Here is a 14,413-nt window from a genome sequence, read left to right as displayed (position 1 = left end):
AACCTGGAATGTTCGCACCGGATCCCGAGGGCGGGAAGCATGCCGACGCGTCTTCCTGCAAATGGCGCATGAGGGGTTGTTGGAACGTTTTTCCGACCCTATATTCACTGCACTCGGCCTTCAGAGCCGCGCCTTCCCTCTCTCCGCTCGGCCCATCCCCAGACGACGGAGTCGCATCATGGTCCGAACCCCGACCGCTCCCGAACGCTCGGAACAACCCATCCCCTGGCGGTTGTGGAAGGTGGCGGCCCTGTCGGGCATGGCCTCCTACCTCGACGCCGCTCTCATCGTCAGCATCGCCGTCAACCTGGCCATCTACCGCGACAGTTACGACATGGGCGTGTGGATGGCGGGCGCGATCAGCGCGATCGTCACCGGCTGCATCGCGGTCGGCTCCCTGGTCGGCGGGCGGCTCGCCGACATGTTCGGGCGCCGCCGTGTCTACAACTGGGACATCTTCTGCTTCGCGCTGGGCGCGGTCGTCATCACGCTCGCGCCGAACGACATCGTGCTCTTCATCGGCGTGCTCGTGGCGGGGCTCGCGGCCGGTGCCGACCTGCCGACCTCCCTGGCCGTGGTCTCGGACGCGGCGCCCGCCGACGGCCGGGCGCGTCTGGTGTCCTTCACCCAGGTCATGTGGACGGCGGGCATCGTCGTCGTCATCTTCCTGAGCTACCTGCTGTCGCACACGGGCATGACCGGGGCGCGGATCATCACCGGCCATCTGGCCGTCGCCGCGCTGGTCACCTGGCAGCTGCGCTCCCGGCTCGACCTGGCCGACGAGCCCTCGGACACGGAGCTGGCGGAGGAGGCGGCCGCGCTGGAGGCGCCGCGCGGCATCGACCTCAAGAACCTCCTGAACCGTGCCGCGCTGCTGCCGATGGTCGCGACCTTCGCCTACTACGTCACCTGGGGCATCGGCGCCAACACCTTCGGCCAGTTCGGCACCTATCTGCTGGTCACCGTCAGCGGTGCCTCGCAGAGCCTGGCCACCGGGATCAACCTCGCCTTCCTCCCCGTCGCGCTGGTGCTGACCTTCGTGTTCGTGCGGATCGCCGACACTCCCCTGCGCGACCGGCTGTTCTACGTGTTCACCATCGTGCAGATCATCGCCTTCTGCATCGCCTCCCTCACCGCCGGCGCCCTGCTCGGGATGCTGATCTTCTTCGTGCTCTACCAGATCTCCTATCCCTTCGCGGGGGAGGCCAACTACAAGGTGTGGTCGCAGCTCACCCTGCCCCCGGACACCCGCGGCACCACCCAGGGCCTCACCTACGCCCTGGCGCGCGGGGTCTTCGCGGGCATCGCGTTCGTCACGCCCGCCCTGATGGAGTACAGCGCCTCCGTGCTGCTCTGGTCGATCACCCTGTGCATGGCGTTGTCGGCGGTGGCCGGCGTGTACATCATCCGTGTCCTCATCCGGCGCTCTCCCGGCGCCGCTGCCGCTCCGGCGGACCTGGGAGTGGCCCGGGCGTAGGAGCCGCCCAGGCCCCCTCAATCCGACTGTGGACCCGCGAAGGAGCTGTCCCAAGCCATGGCAACCGCCGAACACTCCGTGTCCCTGCAGGAGTTGCTGCCGCCCGTGCACCGGCGCCGTACCCGTATCGGCCTGGTCTCGGGCGGGCTCGGCACCTACTGGCCCCAGTTTCCCGGTCTGCTGCCGCAGTTGAAGGAGTCGGCCGCGTACATGGCCGAGCGGCTCGGGCAGCTGGACGCGGAGGTCACGGACGTCGGCTTCATCTCCGACGCCGAGGAGGGCGCGGTCGCCGCCGAGGAGCTGCGGCGGGCCGACTGCGACCTGATCGTGCTGTTCCTGACGACGTATCTGACCTCGTCGATGGTGCTGCCGATCGCCCGGCGCTCGCACACCCCCGTGCTGGTCGTCGACCTGCAGCCGTCCGAGCGGATGGACCACGCCACCTTCGACACGGGCGCCTGGCTGGCGTACTGCGCGCAGTGCTCGGTGCCCGAGGTCGGCAATGTCTTCCGCCGGGCCGGCATCCCCTTCCGGTCGGTGTCGGGCTGGCTGCGCCAGGAGTCAGCCTGGCGGCGCATCGAGCAGTGGATCCGTGCGGCCCAGGTCCGCGCGGCGTTGCGGCACGCCCGGCACGGCCTGATGGGGCATCTGTATCCCGGCATGCTGGACGTGTCGACCGATCTGACCCTGCTGCCTGCGACGTTCGGCTCGCACGTGGAGGTACTGGAGTTCGACGACCTGCGGCACCAGGTGGAGCGGGTGACGGAGGCGGAGACCCGCGACCGCATGGCGCTGGCCCGCCGGGTCTTCACCCTCGACGACAGCGTGGCGGACGAGGACTTCGCGTGGGGCGCCAAGGTGTCCGTCGCCCTGGACCGGCTGGTCGAGGACTTCGGCCTCGACACGCTCGCCTACTACCACCGCGGCCTCGACGGCGAGCTGCACGAACGGCTCGGCGCTGGCATGATCCTGGGCGCCTCCCTGCTCACCGCCCGGGGTGTGCCCGCGGCCGGCGAGTACGAACTGCGCACCAGCGTCGCCCAGTTGGTCTCGCAGAGCATCGGCGCCGGGGGCTCCTTCACCGAGATCCAGGCCCTCGACTTCGAGGACGGCGTGGTGGAGATGGGTCACGACGGGCCCGCCCACCTCGCCGTCAGCGCCCGTGACCCACTGCTGCGCGGTCTCGGCGTCTACCACGGAAAGCGCGGCTGGGGCGTCAGCGTGGAGTTCGACGTCCGGCACGGCCCGGTCACCCTCCTCGGCCTCGGTCAGGATGCCGACGGCGGCCTGTCGTTCATCACGTCCGAGGGCACCGTCGTGCCCGGACCGCTGCTGGAGATCGGCAACACCACCAGCCGTGTCGACTTCGGCCGTGACCCCGGCGAATGGGTCGACGCCTGGAGCGCGACGGGCGTCGGCCACCACTGGTCCCTCGCCGTCGGCAGCCACGGCGCCGACTTCCGGGCCGCGGCGAGCCTGCTGGACATCGACCACCGGGAGGTGTGAGCTCCCCTTCCGTGCGCCCCTGTTCACTCCGGTGCATTGCGCCGTGAGCCTGATCCGCGCGCGTTCCCCGGCAAGGCGTCGCGCAACCACGCCGTTAGGCCGGGAAGGTGGGTCCGTCGTCGTACGCCACCGCGACGTCCCACCGTCTCGAGGAGAGCTTCTTGCGCCTGCACCCTGTCGCGGCTGCCCTGACCTCGGCCGTGCTGCTGGCCTCGCCGCTCCCGGCGGCGTCCGCCGCCCCGGCCACGGCCGAGCCCGCACGCGCCACGGACGACCCCGCCGGCTACGTGAACCCCTTCGTCGGCACCGCTCCGGGAGGCACCGACTTCGGCCACGGCGGAGGCGCCGGGAACACCTTCCCCGGCGCCACGGCGGCGTTGGGCGGGATCCAGTGGAGCCCCGACACGGTCACCCGCCAGCACGGCGGGTACGCGTACAAGGACAACCGGATCCGCGGTTTCAGCCTCACCCACATCTCCGGCGCGGGCTGCAGCGACTACGGCAACGTGCCGTTCATGCCGCTCACCGGCCGCCCGGACCCGGACCCCGCGGCGCGCCACGCCACCTTCTCCCACGCCAACGAGGAGGCTTCGCCGGGCAGTTACGGGGTCCGGTTCGACAACGGCATCCGTACGCAGATCTCCGTCACCCAGCGCTCCGGCATCGCCCGGTTCACCTACCCGGCCCACGACGAGCGGCCCGCCGGACTGACGGTGGACGCGGGGCGGGCCTTCAACAAGGCCACCGGGAAGATCAGCATCGGGGCGCGCACCCTGTCCGGCTACACCGACAGCGGTGGCTTCTGCCACTCCTCCAACCGCTACCGGCTCTACTTCCACGTCGTCTTCGACCGCCCCTTCGCGCACACCGAACCCCTGGACGGGAAGACCTCCGGGGCGTACGTCTCCTTCGCGCCCGGGACCCGCACGGTGACCGCGCGGGTCGGTGTGTCCTTCGTGGACGTCGCCGCCGCCCGCCGCAATGTCACCGTGGAGCAGGGCAAGCGCTCCTACGACCAGCTGCACAGGGCCGCGCGTGACCGCTGGAACGAGTGGCTGGGCAGGATCGCCGTGCGCGGCGGCACCGAGACCCAGCGCCGGGTGTTCTACACCGCGCTGTATCACGCGCTGCTGCACCCCAGCGCGTTCAGCGACACCGACGGCCGCTACCGGGGCATGGACGGCAAAGTCCACCGCACCCGGCCGGGGCATGTGCAGTACGCGGACTTCTCCGGCTGGGACGTCTACCGCTCCCAGGGCCAGCTGCTCGCCCTGATCGCGCCGCACGAGGCGTCCGACGTCGCCCAGTCGATCCTCAACCAAGGCCGCCAGGCAGGGTATTTCGACCGCTGGACGGTGGCCAACGGCGGCACCCGCGTCATGGTCGGCGACCCGCTGCCGGCCATGGCCGCCTCCATCCACGCCTTCGGCGGCACCGACTTCGACGCCAGGGGGCTGCTGCGCGCGGCCGTGGCGGGCCGGCAGGACGACCGGCAGCGGCCGGGGCACCAGCAGTACGACACGCTGGGCTACATCCCGGCCGGCACCAAGGGCGTCTGGGGCAGCGCGGCCACCACGCTGGAGTACGCCATCGCCGACGCCGCGCTGGCCCACCTGGCCGGACGCCTCGGCGACACGAAGACCCAGGAGGCCCTCACCCGCGCCGCCGGCAACTGGCGCAATCTGTTCAACCCGGTGAGCGGCTACATCCAGCCCCGCAACGCCGACGGAAGCTGGCCGTCCTTCTCCCCCACCCAGCACGGGGAGTACGTCGAGGGCAACGCCGCGCAGTACACCTGGCTGGTGCCGCACGACCTGCCCGGTCTGTTCACCGCCATGGGCGGCACCGCCGCGGCCACCGCCCGTCTCGACACCTTCTTCACCCAGCTCAACGCGGGCGCGGACAAGCCGTTCGCCTATCTCGGCAACGAGCCGTCCTTCAACATCCCCTGGGCGTACGACTACGCGGGCCGCCCCGACCGCACGGAGGACATCGTGCGGCGGGCCCTCACCACGCTCTTCACCGACCGGCCCGACGGTCTCGTCGGCAACGACGACCTGGGCGAGATGTCGTCGTGGGCGGTCTGGGCGTGCCTGGGCATGTACCCCCAGGTGCCGGGAAGCGCCCAACTCGCCCTGGCGGGGCCGCTGTTCCCGGCCGCCACGGTGCGCCGCGGCAACGGGGTCACCCTGTCCCTCCTCGCCCCGGACGCTTCGGCCACGAACACCCACGTACGGTCCCTGAGGCTGAACGGGCTCCCCGTCAACGGCCCCTTCCTTCCGGAAGGGGTGCTGACCTCGGGCGGTGTGCTCCACTACGGGATGACGTCCTGATCTCTCAGGCCAGGGTCACCTCGACGGGCAGCTTCTTGATGCCGTTGACGAAGTTGGACCGTACGCGCGGCACGTCACCGGTCAGGCGGATGTCCGCAAGCCGGGGGATCAGCTCCTCGAACATGATGCGGATCTCGGTGCGGGCCAGCAGGTTGCCCAGGCACAGGTGGGGGCTGCCCTTGCCGAAGGTGACGTGGTCGTTGTGCTGCCGGGTGACGTCGAAGTCGTACGGGTTGCCGAAGACCTCCTCGTCACGGTTGCCGGAGGCGAACCACATGACGACCTTGTCCCCCTCCCTGACCTGCTTGCCGCCCAGCTCCACATCCCTGGTCGCGGTGCGGCGGAAGTGGTAGACGGGGGACGCCCAGCGCAGGAACTCCTCGACGGCGACCGGGATCAGGGACGGGTCCTGCTGCAGGCGGGCGAGCTGCTCCGGGTGCTGCAGCAGGGCCAGCATCGAGTGGGTGATGGTGTGCCGGGTGGTCTCGTTTCCGGCCACCACCAGCAGCAGGAAGTAGTTGTCGAAGTCCTGCGCGGAGAGCGGGATCCCGTCACGGGGTGTGGTGTTGACGAGGCGTGAGACGAGGTCGGTGCCGTCGCCGCCGCGCCGCTGCCGGGCCAGCTCACGGCCGTAGTCGAAGACCTCCAGCGAGGCGGGTGAGCGGAAGGGCAGGTCGCGGTACTTCTCGCTCTCCGCGCTGTGCAGCAGCACGTCCGCGTAGTCGGGGTCGGTGTTGCCGATGATCCGGTTGCCCCAGTCGATGAGCTTCTGGTTGTCCTCCGGCGGCACGTCGAGGAGGCGGGCGAGGACGTTGATGGGGAAGTCGGCGGAGACGTCGGCGACGAAGTCGAAGCTGCCCTTCGCCAGGGCCGCGTCCAGCGTGGTGGCGGTCAGGCCGCGCAGGAAGTCGGTGTAGCCGTTGATCACGCTCGCGCCGAACTGCCGCTGGATCACACTGCGCAGCGCGCGGTGCCGTACGCCGTCCATTTCGAGGATGGAGGCGCGCTTCTTGATCTGGTCGTCGTCGACCTCCTCCAGGTTGACGAACCTGGTCGAGGTGAAGGTCTCGGCGTCGCGGTCGACGCGGGCGATGTCCGCGTGCCGGGTCACCGCCCAGAAACCGGAGTTGGGCGCCTCCTCCGGCTGCCAGTGCACCGGGTCCTGGTGGCGCAGGGTGTGGAACATCCGCCAGGGCGTCACCCCGTCGGTGAAGTTGTCGAGGTCGGCGAGGTCGACGTCCGCGAGCTGCATCGGTTCGCCCACGGCGGTGGTCAGGGTCTCGGTCATCGGTGGCTCCCAAACGTCACAGGTGGTAGGCGTACTCGGTGAACTCCCAGTCGGTGACGTGCCGTCCGAAGCGTTCGACCTCGTTGCGCTTGTAGCTGAGGTATGAGGTGGTGAAGTCCTTGCCGAGCACCTCGGCCAGGGCGGTGTCCGCCTCCAGCGCGTCGAGGGCGGCGGACAGACTCGTCGGCAGCACGGACGCGCGTGCGGTGTCGTAGCCGTAGCCCTCCAGCGGGGCGGGCGGCTCCTCCGCCGCCCGGACGCCGAGCAGTGCGGCGGCGATCGTGCCGGCCAGCAGCAGGTAGGGGTTGGCGCTCGCGTCGCCGAGCCGCAGCTCCAGGCGGGCGCCGGGGCCGCGCTCGGGCGGGATGCGGACCATGGCGCTGCGGTTGTCGAGGCCCCAGTCGATCAGCCAGGGCGCGAGGGTGTCCGGGCCGAAGCGTTTGTACGAGTTGACGGTCGGGTTCGCCAGGGCGGCGAGGGCCGGGGCGTGGGCGAGGATGCCGGCGAGGGCATGGCGGGCGGTGGCCGAGAGGCCGTGGGCGCCCGCCGGGTCGTCGAAGGCGTTGCGGCCGCGGTCGTCCTCGCAGGACAGGTGGAGGTGGAAGCCGGAGCCGCCGGCGTCGTTGAAGGGCTTGGCCATGAAGGTGGCGAGCCGGCCCTCCTTGCGGGCGAGTTCCTTGACGGCGGCCTTGAAGCGGAAGGCGCGGTCGGCGGCCGACAGGGCCTCGGAGTGGGTGAGGTTGATCTCGAACTGTCCGCCGTCGAATTCGTGGTTGCCGTTGGTGACGCCGATGCGCAGGTCGCGCAGCCGGCGCAGGGTGCGCAGCAGATGGTTGTCGGGGTCGGCGCGCAGGCCTGCCGTGTAGACGGCTCCGGTGGCTGCGGAGTAACGCTTCCAGCCGCTGGGGGATCCCGGGTCCGCGTCGCACAGGAAGTACTCGAGTTCGGGTCCGGCCACGGGGCGCAGACCCTGCTCGGCGCACCGGGTGAGGACCGAGCGCAGCAGGTCACGGGGGGACTCGGGGGCGGGTGCCCCGGTCGCCGGGTCGATGGCGTCCCCCAGGCAGGCGGCGACCCCGGGCTCCCAGGGCAGCGCGACCAGGGTGGCGAGGTCCGGGCGCACGGTGATGTCGGGAAGCCCGGCGTCCAGGCCGCCGGTCACGGGGACCACGTCCCCCTGGGGTGAGGTGTGGTAGACGGCCCGGCAGAAGGCGAGCCCGTGCTCGCAGGCGGTCGGCAGCTGGTCGAGCAGGACGTCGCGGGCCCGTTCGGTGCCGATGAGATCGGGATAGGTCACCCGGACCACGTCGATGCCCTCGGCGGCAAGCCGCTCCTGGTACTGACGGACGTCCGGTGTTTCGGATGCGTTCACCGTTGTCTCCTCGGCGGCCGGCATGTTGTTTGATGCCAAACGATAAGAACGGCTCCCACCACCCGCAAGGGGGTGGCCTCAAAAAATTATCCACCTGGACAGGTATTGACCAGGGGTCGTGCGCTTCCTATGTTGTTTGAAGCCAAACGAGATCCAGGAGGGTCCGCCATGAAGGTCGTCGTCGACATGAACAAGTGCCAGGACCACGGCCAGTGCGTCTTCGCGGCCCCCGACGTCTTCCAGCTCGACGAGAACGGGCGGCTGGGCTACGTCAGCGACCCCGACGACGCGCTGCGCGACGAGGTCGAGGAAGCCGCCGACGTCTGCCCGCTGCAGGCCATCCGGATCGAGGCCTGAGCATGAGCGCACGCATCATCGTGGCCGGCGCTTCCATGGCCGGTCTGCGCGCCGCCGAACAGCTGCGCGCAGCCGGCTGGACCGGGACGATCACGCTCGTCGGCGACGAACCGCACATGCCCTACAACCGGCCGCCGCTCTCCAAGGAAGTACTGGCCGGGAAGGCACCCTTCGCATCGCTCGCCTTCCGCCCCCGCGCGAGCGTCGCCGACGCGGAATGGCGCCTCGGCACGAAGGTCGTCGCCTCCCGGCTCTCCGAACGCGTCGTGGAGCTCGACGACGGTTCGACGCTCTCCTACGACGGGCTCGTCGTCGCCACCGGCATGCGGCCCCGCCGACTGCGCTGCCCCGGCCCGCTCGCCGGCCGCCACACGGTCCGCACGCTGACCGACGCCCAGGGGCTGCGGGACGAACTGACCCGCCCCGGCGCCCGGTTGGTCGTGGTCGGCGCGGGGTTCATCGGCTGCGAGGTGGCCGCCACCGCCGTGGGACTCGGAGTCCGCGAGGTGAAGGTCGTCGATCCGCTGCCTCTGCCCATGGTCGGCCCGCTGGGCGAGTTGCTCGGCCGGGCGCTGCTGGAGCGGCACGAACAGCGCGGGGTGCGCTTCGCGCTCGGCACAGGAGTCGCCGGATTCGAGGGCGAGGACCGGGTCACGGGCGTGGTGCTCGCCGACGGAACCGTGCTGCCCGCCGACGTGGTGGTGGAGTCGGTGGGTTCGCTCGCCAACACCGAATGGCTGGACGGCAACGGCCTCGACCTGACCGACGGGGTGCTCACCGACGAGCACCTGCGGGTCGGCGGCCGTCCGGAGGTGGTCGCCGTGGGCGACGTGGCACGTTTCCCCAACGCCCGCTACGACGGCGTACCGCGCCGGGTCGAGCACTGGTGCATCCCCACCGACACGGCCAAGCACGCGGCGAAGGTGCTGGTGGCCCATCTCACCGGCGCCGACACCGAGCCCGCGCCCTTCGCTCCGCTGCCCACGTTCTGGAGCGACCAGCACGACTTCCGGCTGCAGTCCTTCGGCGCGCCCGCGCTCGGCGTCGGCGACGTGCGGGTCCTCGACGGCGATCCGGCCGAGGACGTCCTGGTCGGCTACCACCACGACGGCCGGCTGGTCGGTGTCGTGGCGCTCGGCGGCCCCGCCGCCGGGTCCGCCGCCGCCCGCCACCGCGCCGAACTGCTCAAGCAGCCCGCCCTCAGCGCCCAAGGGAGCTCCTGACCATGACCACCGTGCGTGGATACCTCCACCCCAAGACGGCGACGGGCACCTCGTCGCTGATCCCCTCCCCGCCCTGGCGCTACTCCGGTGACCTGCTCACCGTCGAGTACCGCACCGATCCCGCACGCGTCCGCGAACTGCTGCCCGAGCCGCTGGAGTTGGCCGACGAGGACCCGGGTGCGGTCGCGTTGATCTGGGCCGACTGGCAGTCCTGCTCGGCCTCGGGCGCGGAGCTGCTCGACCCGGTGCTGTCGCAGTACAAGGAGGCCTTCGCGGTCGTCCGCTGCCAGTACCGGGGCCAGACGTACTCGCGCTGTGTGTACATCTGGGTCGACAAGGACTTCGCGATCGCCCGCGGCCTGCACCAGGGCTACCCCAAGAAGCTCGGCTCGATCCACCAGACCCGCCCGCATCCGTACGGCCCCGCACCACGGATCGAGGCGGGCGCACGGTTCGGGGCGACCCTTGCCGCGGCCGACCGGAGGCTGGCCCAGGCCGTGGTGACGCTGCGGGAGCCGTCGGACACGAACGGGTTCGTCAACGGCCACCCCATGGCGCACCACCGCTGGCTGCCGTCCGTCGAGAAGGGCAAGGGCCTGGCGCTGGACGAGCTGATCGAGACGGGGGCCGCGGCCTTCGAGGCCGGGCAGCCGTGGGTCGGGGACGCCGATCTCGAGCTGTTCGAGGCGCCCACCGAGGAGCTGGCCCGCCTGGAAATCCGCGAGCCGATCGCCGCCTACTACCGCCAGGTCGGCGTCGTCTGGGACGGCGGGCGACTGCTGGAGTCCGGTACGTCCGGAGCCGAGTGACCACCTTACGCATCAAGGGACTTGGAGACCGGACATGACCGAGCACCGCATCACCGTCGCCGGGGTCGCCGTCGACACCCGGCACTGGATCGGCGGGGAGCGCGTCGCCTCCGCCGACACCTTCACCGATGTCTCCCCGATCGACGGCAGCACGATCGGGGAGATCGCCCGCGGTACGGCGACGGAGGCCGCCGCCGCGGTCGCCGCCGCCAAGGCCGCCTTCCCCGCCTGGGCCGCCACCTCCCGCGCCGAACGCGCCCGCATCCTGCACGCGATCGCTGAGGGTGTGGAGAAGCGGCTCGAGGAACTCGCCATCGTCGAGACCACCGACAACGGCGCCCTGCTGCGCTCGCACCGCCGGGGCGTGATGCCCCGCGTGGCCCAAAACTTCCGCTTCTTCGCCGACTGGCTGCTGAAGCTGGATCACGAGGACTTCGAGACGCGTGGCCACACCAACCATGTGAGCTGGGACCCGGCGGGCCCCAGCGTCCTGATCACCCCGTGGAACGCGCCGCTGATGCTGGCGACCTGGAAGGTGGCGCCCGCGCTGGCCGCGGGCAACACCGTCGTCCTGAAGTCCGCCGAGTGGTCTCCGCTGACCGCCTCGCTGCTGGCCGACATCGCGGCCGGGGCGGGGCTGCCGGCGGGTGTCCTCAACGTCGTGCAGGGCTACGGCGCGGAGATCGGCGACGCGCTCACCTCGAACCCGGACGTGCGCCGGATCAGCTTCACCGGATCCGTTCCCACCGCCCGGCGGATCGCGGAGTCGGCTGCGGCCAACCTCACCCCGCTCAGCCTCGAACTGGGCGGCAAATCACCGCTGTTGGTGTTCGCCGACGCCGATCTCGACCTCGCCGTCGACCTCGCGGTGGAGCAGTACGACAACGCCGGGCAGGTGTGCCTGGCCGCGACACGCCTCCTCGTCGAGGAGTCGGTGGCCGAGGAGTTCACCCGCCGTTTCGTCGACAGGGCGACCGCGCTGAAGCAGGGCGACCCGCGCGACGAGGCCACCGACATCGGGCCCAACATCCACCTCCGCCAGCTGGAGAAGATCGACGGCTTCGTGCAGCGGGCGCTCGCGTCCGGAGCCCGCGCCGTCATCGGAGGCCACCGGGGGGACGGCCATTACTACGCGCCGACCCTGCTCACCGATGTCCGGCAGGACAGCGAGATCGTCCAGGAGGAGGTCTTCGGTCCGGTCCTGACGCTGCAGACCTTCGCCGACGAGGAGGAGGCGGTCCGGCTGGCCAATGACACCCGCTTCGGGCTGGCCGCCACCGTGGCCACCGGTTCGCGCGAGCGCGCCGACCGCGTCACCGCCCGGCTCGTCGCGGGCACGGTGTGGGTGAACTGCTTCTTCGTACGCGACCTGCAGGCCCCCTTCGGCGGCTCCCGCCTCTCCGGCGTCGGCCGCGAGGGCGGCACCTGGAGCTTCGACTTCTACTGCGACCTGAAGAACACCGTGACCGCCCCGAAGGGATGGGAGCACAACCATGGGTGAGATCGTCGGGGCCGGGCTGCTCGCCCACGTGCCCACCATCGTGCTCCCGGAGGCCGACCGGCTGGAGCTCAACGAGGGCAAGGAGATCACCCTCGTCACCGGTCTGCAGGAACTGCGCAGGGACGTCTTCGAGCGCGACGACTACGACACCGTGGTCGTCCTCGACTCCCACTGGGCGACCACGGTCGAGTTCGTCGTCACCGCGCAGACCCGCCGGGCGGGACTGTTCACCTCCGAAGAGCTGCCGCGCGGTATGTGTCGGATGCCGTACGACTTCCCCGGAGACCCCGAACTCGCCCGCAACATGGAGCAGTTCGCCGACCAGCACGGCACCTGGATCACCGCGATCGAGGACGACTACCTGCCGATCTACTACGCCACCATCAACCTCTGGAAGTTCCTCGGTCAAGGGCTGCCGGACAAGCGGTGGGTGACCATCGGGGTGTGCCAGACCGGCGACATGGAGGACCACCTGCGGCTCGGGCGCGCCCTCGCGGACGGCATCGCCGCCACGCCCGGCCGGCGCGTCCTGCTGATCGCCTCCGGTGCGCTGTCGCACACCTTCTGGCCGCTGCGCGAGATCCGCGACCACGAGGCCAGCGACCCCGCGCACATCTTCACGCCCGCGGCCCGCGCCGCCGACCTCGAGCGCATCGGCTGGTTCAAGGAGGGCCGGCACGACAAGGTCCTCGACACCATGGACGAGTTCTGGAAGTTCAAGCCGGAGGCGAAGTTCTTCCACTACCTGATGATGGCGGGCGCGCTCGGCGAGAGGGCCTGCACCGCCAGGGCACGCCAGTACGGCGAGTACGAGAACGCCGTCGGCACCGGCCAGGTCCACCTGTGGTTCGACCGCCCGGCCGACGGCTGGACCGGCACGGGAGCACCCGTGCCCGCCGGACCCCACCACCCGCACCGCCGCTCCTAGGAAGGCCGCCATGCCCGAATACCGCCGCATCCTCCTCGACGGCGCCGCCGTCCAGGTCACCGTCGACGGGGACGCACTCGTCGCCGGGGACGGCCGCCGCGTCAAGACCGAGCAGGCGCAGCACCTGCCGCCGGTCGTGCCGTCGAAGGTGATCGCCGTCCACCTCAACCACCGCAGCCGCGTCGACGAGTTCCAGATCGACCTGCCCGACACGCCGACCTACTTCCACAAGCCGACATCCGCCCTCAACTCCCACCAGGGCGCGATCGTCCGCCCCGAGGGCTGCAAGTGGCTCAACTACGAGGGCGAGGTCGCCATCGTCATCGGGAGGACCGCGCGGAACATCTCCCCGGCCGAGGCGGGCGAGTACATCGCCGGCTACACGATCGCCAACGACTACGGCCTGCACGACTTCCGCGACACCGACGCCGGTTCCATGCTCCGGGTCAAGGGCTCCGACACCCTCTGCCCGCTCGGCCCCGGCCTGGTCACCGACTGGGACTTCCACGGCAAGAGCCTGCGCACCTATGTCAACGGCGAGGTCGTCCAGGACGGTTCGACCGACGAGATGAAGTGGGACATGCACTATCTCGTCGCCGACATCGCCCGCACCATCACCCTGTATCCGGGGGATGTGCTGCTGTCCGGCACCCCGGCCAACTCCCGCCCCGTACAGCCGGGCGACGTCGTCGAGGTCGAGGTCGAGGGCCTGGGCCGCCTCACCAACCACATCGTCACCGGACCGACCCCGATCCGCTCCGATGTCGGCGCCCAGCCCACCGAGTCCGAGGAGGTGCTGTCCACCGCGCTCGGCGGCGACTGGGAGTTCCGCGGCATCCGGCCGCCCCGGCGCTGATGCCGAAAGGGCTGCTCAGCAGGTGCGGGTAGGGTCACCGGCATGAGCGAGTCCGCCGACGCCCCGAAGGGCCGTCCGTCACGCAAGCGCCTGCAGTACGGCGAGGGGCGCGAGGCCCTGCTGAACGCGGCCGTACGCGTGGTGGCCCGAGGCGGACTGCGCAAGCTCACCTACCGGGCCGTCGCGGAGGAGGCCGGGGTCACCCACGGGCTCGTCGTGCACCACTTCGGTTCGCGCGACGCGCTGATCGAGGAGGCCCTCGCCCACACGATCCGTACCTCGCTGAGCACCAGCGCCCTCGAACCGGGCACCGGCAAGGTCGCGGACTTCTCGACCGGGCTCTCCGAGATGGTGACGGCGGATCCGGGGATCCAGGCGTTCCAGTACGAGCTGCTGCTCGAGGCGCGCCGCAGGCCGGAGCTGCTGCCGCAGCTGCGCGCGCTGTACGACGAGTACTTCGACGCCACCCGGCGCGAGCTGAACCGTATGCTGCCGGCCGGCGCGGACCAGGCGATGACCCGGTTGGTGTTCGCCGCGCTCGACGGCCTGGTGCTGCACCAGCTCGTCTTCGGCGAACCGGCGGTCACGGATGCCGCCCTGGAACAGCTGCGCGCCCTGCTGAGACTCCTCGACGCCGACTCCTGAGCTGCGCTTTTTCCAGGCCCCGGGGCGTTTCCCGGGGCCTTTTGCGGTTGCGCGGAAAACTCCGCCGACCCCCTTGCCAAACGGATAGTTCCAGCCCACCATGAAGCAACTCGTTTGA

At 70.8% G+C, this 14,413-nt stretch carries 12 protein-coding genes; 10 read left to right on the top strand and 2 right to left on the bottom strand.

The features are described 5' to 3' along the window. The first annotated feature begins 178 nt into the window (after nucleotides 1-178). The 3 genes from ACFY1U_RS20495 (at nucleotide 179) to ACFY1U_RS20485 (ending at nucleotide 5,316) form a co-directional block, all read left to right on the top strand. Nucleotides 179-1,477, top strand: coding sequence for an MFS transporter (locus ACFY1U_RS20495; protein WP_390695533.1), 1,299 nt, complete (start codon nucleotides 179-181; stop codon nucleotides 1,475-1,477). Nucleotides 1,478-1,534: 57 nt separating this feature from the next. Continuing rightward, on the top strand, nucleotides 1,535-2,983 hold the full coding sequence (locus tag ACFY1U_RS20490; RefSeq protein WP_390695532.1) for an arabinose isomerase: 1,449 nt from the start codon (nucleotides 1,535-1,537) through the stop codon (nucleotides 2,981-2,983). Between the two features lie 161 nt (nucleotides 2,984-3,144). Next, entirely contained in the window at nucleotides 3,145-5,316 is a 2,172-nt protein-coding gene (locus ACFY1U_RS20485) for a GH92 family glycosyl hydrolase (protein WP_390695531.1), read from the top strand. A 4-nt stretch (nucleotides 5,317-5,320) separates the two neighbouring features. Here ACFY1U_RS20485 and ACFY1U_RS20480 read toward each other — a convergent pair whose 3' ends face one another. After that, a complete protein-coding gene (locus ACFY1U_RS20480; RefSeq protein WP_390695530.1) occupies nucleotides 5,321-6,604 on the bottom strand; it encodes a cytochrome P450 in 1,284 nt (427 codons plus the stop codon). Between the two features lie 16 nt (nucleotides 6,605-6,620). After that, nucleotides 6,621-7,976 carry a glutamine synthetase family protein gene (locus ACFY1U_RS20475; RefSeq protein WP_390695529.1) on the bottom strand — a complete coding sequence of 452 codons (1,356 nt, stop codon included), beginning with the start codon at nucleotides 7,974-7,976 and terminating at the stop codon, nucleotides 6,621-6,623. 168 nt (nucleotides 7,977-8,144) lie between these two features. On the opposite strand from ACFY1U_RS20475, the gene ACFY1U_RS20470 reads away from it, so the two are divergent. From ACFY1U_RS20470 to ACFY1U_RS20440, 7 genes are read left to right on the top strand one after another with little or no spacing between them, the layout of a single operon-like run. Then, nucleotides 8,145-8,333, top strand: coding sequence for a ferredoxin (locus tag ACFY1U_RS20470; RefSeq protein ID WP_123963264.1), 189 nt, complete (start codon nucleotides 8,145-8,147; stop codon nucleotides 8,331-8,333). Nucleotides 8,334-8,335: 2 nt separating this feature from the next. Further along, nucleotides 8,336-9,556 (top strand): NAD(P)/FAD-dependent oxidoreductase, encoded by a 1,221-nt coding sequence (locus ACFY1U_RS20465; protein ID WP_390695528.1) that lies wholly within the window; start codon nucleotides 8,336-8,338, stop codon nucleotides 9,554-9,556. Between the two features lie 2 nt (nucleotides 9,557-9,558). Beyond that, nucleotides 9,559-10,365 carry an acetoacetate decarboxylase family protein gene (locus ACFY1U_RS20460; RefSeq protein ID WP_390695527.1) on the top strand — a complete coding sequence of 269 codons (807 nt, stop codon included), beginning with the start codon at nucleotides 9,559-9,561 and terminating at the stop codon, nucleotides 10,363-10,365. Nucleotides 10,366-10,399: 34 nt separating this feature from the next. After that, entirely contained in the window at nucleotides 10,400-11,866 is a 1,467-nt protein-coding gene (locus ACFY1U_RS20455; protein WP_390695526.1) for an aldehyde dehydrogenase, read from the top strand. After that, nucleotides 11,859-12,794, top strand: a complete 936-nt coding sequence (locus ACFY1U_RS20450; protein ID WP_390695525.1) for a 3,4-dihydroxyphenylacetate 2,3-dioxygenase — start codon at nucleotides 11,859-11,861, stop codon at nucleotides 12,792-12,794. Before ACFY1U_RS20455 ends, ACFY1U_RS20450 begins: the two co-directional genes overlap by 8 nt. A gap of 10 nt (nucleotides 12,795-12,804) precedes the next feature. Continuing rightward, complete coding sequence (locus tag ACFY1U_RS20445) at nucleotides 12,805-13,650, top strand: fumarylacetoacetate hydrolase family protein (RefSeq protein ID WP_390695524.1); 846 nt, start codon at nucleotides 12,805-12,807, stop codon at nucleotides 13,648-13,650. A 42-nt stretch (nucleotides 13,651-13,692) separates the two neighbouring features. Beyond that, complete coding sequence (locus tag ACFY1U_RS20440; RefSeq protein ID WP_390695523.1) at nucleotides 13,693-14,295, top strand: TetR/AcrR family transcriptional regulator; 603 nt, start codon at nucleotides 13,693-13,695, stop codon at nucleotides 14,293-14,295. Nucleotides 14,296-14,413 lie beyond the last annotated feature (118 nt).

The organism is Streptomyces sp. NPDC001351, from assembly GCF_042896045.1.
Classification (GTDB): Bacteria; Actinomycetota; Actinomycetes; order Streptomycetales; family Streptomycetaceae; genus Streptomyces.
Note: the sequence above shows the minus strand (reverse complement) of the source record. Positions and strands in the feature narration are given on the sequence as shown.

Coding starts and splice junctions, on each gene's coding strand:
- ACFY1U_RS20495 (WP_390695533.1), top strand. CDS start 179: ATGGTCCGAACCCCGACCGCTCCCGAACGCTCGGAACAACCCATCCCC.
- ACFY1U_RS20440 (WP_390695523.1), top strand. CDS start 13,693: ATGAGCGAGTCCGCCGACGCCCCGAAGGGCCGTCCGTCACGCAAGCGC.
- ACFY1U_RS20450 (WP_390695525.1), top strand. CDS start 11,859: ATGGGTGAGATCGTCGGGGCCGGGCTGCTCGCCCACGTGCCCACCATC.
- ACFY1U_RS20455 (WP_390695526.1), top strand. CDS start 10,400: ATGACCGAGCACCGCATCACCGTCGCCGGGGTCGCCGTCGACACCCGG.
- ACFY1U_RS20445 (WP_390695524.1), top strand. CDS start 12,805: ATGCCCGAATACCGCCGCATCCTCCTCGACGGCGCCGCCGTCCAGGTC.
- ACFY1U_RS20480 (WP_390695530.1), bottom strand. CDS start 6,604: ATGACCGAGACCCTGACCACCGCCGTGGGCGAACCGATGCAGCTCGCG.
- ACFY1U_RS20470 (WP_123963264.1), top strand. CDS start 8,145: ATGAAGGTCGTCGTCGACATGAACAAGTGCCAGGACCACGGCCAGTGC.
- ACFY1U_RS20460 (WP_390695527.1), top strand. CDS start 9,559: ATGACCACCGTGCGTGGATACCTCCACCCCAAGACGGCGACGGGCACC.
- ACFY1U_RS20465 (WP_390695528.1), top strand. CDS start 8,336: ATGAGCGCACGCATCATCGTGGCCGGCGCTTCCATGGCCGGTCTGCGC.
- ACFY1U_RS20490 (WP_390695532.1), top strand. CDS start 1,535: ATGGCAACCGCCGAACACTCCGTGTCCCTGCAGGAGTTGCTGCCGCCC.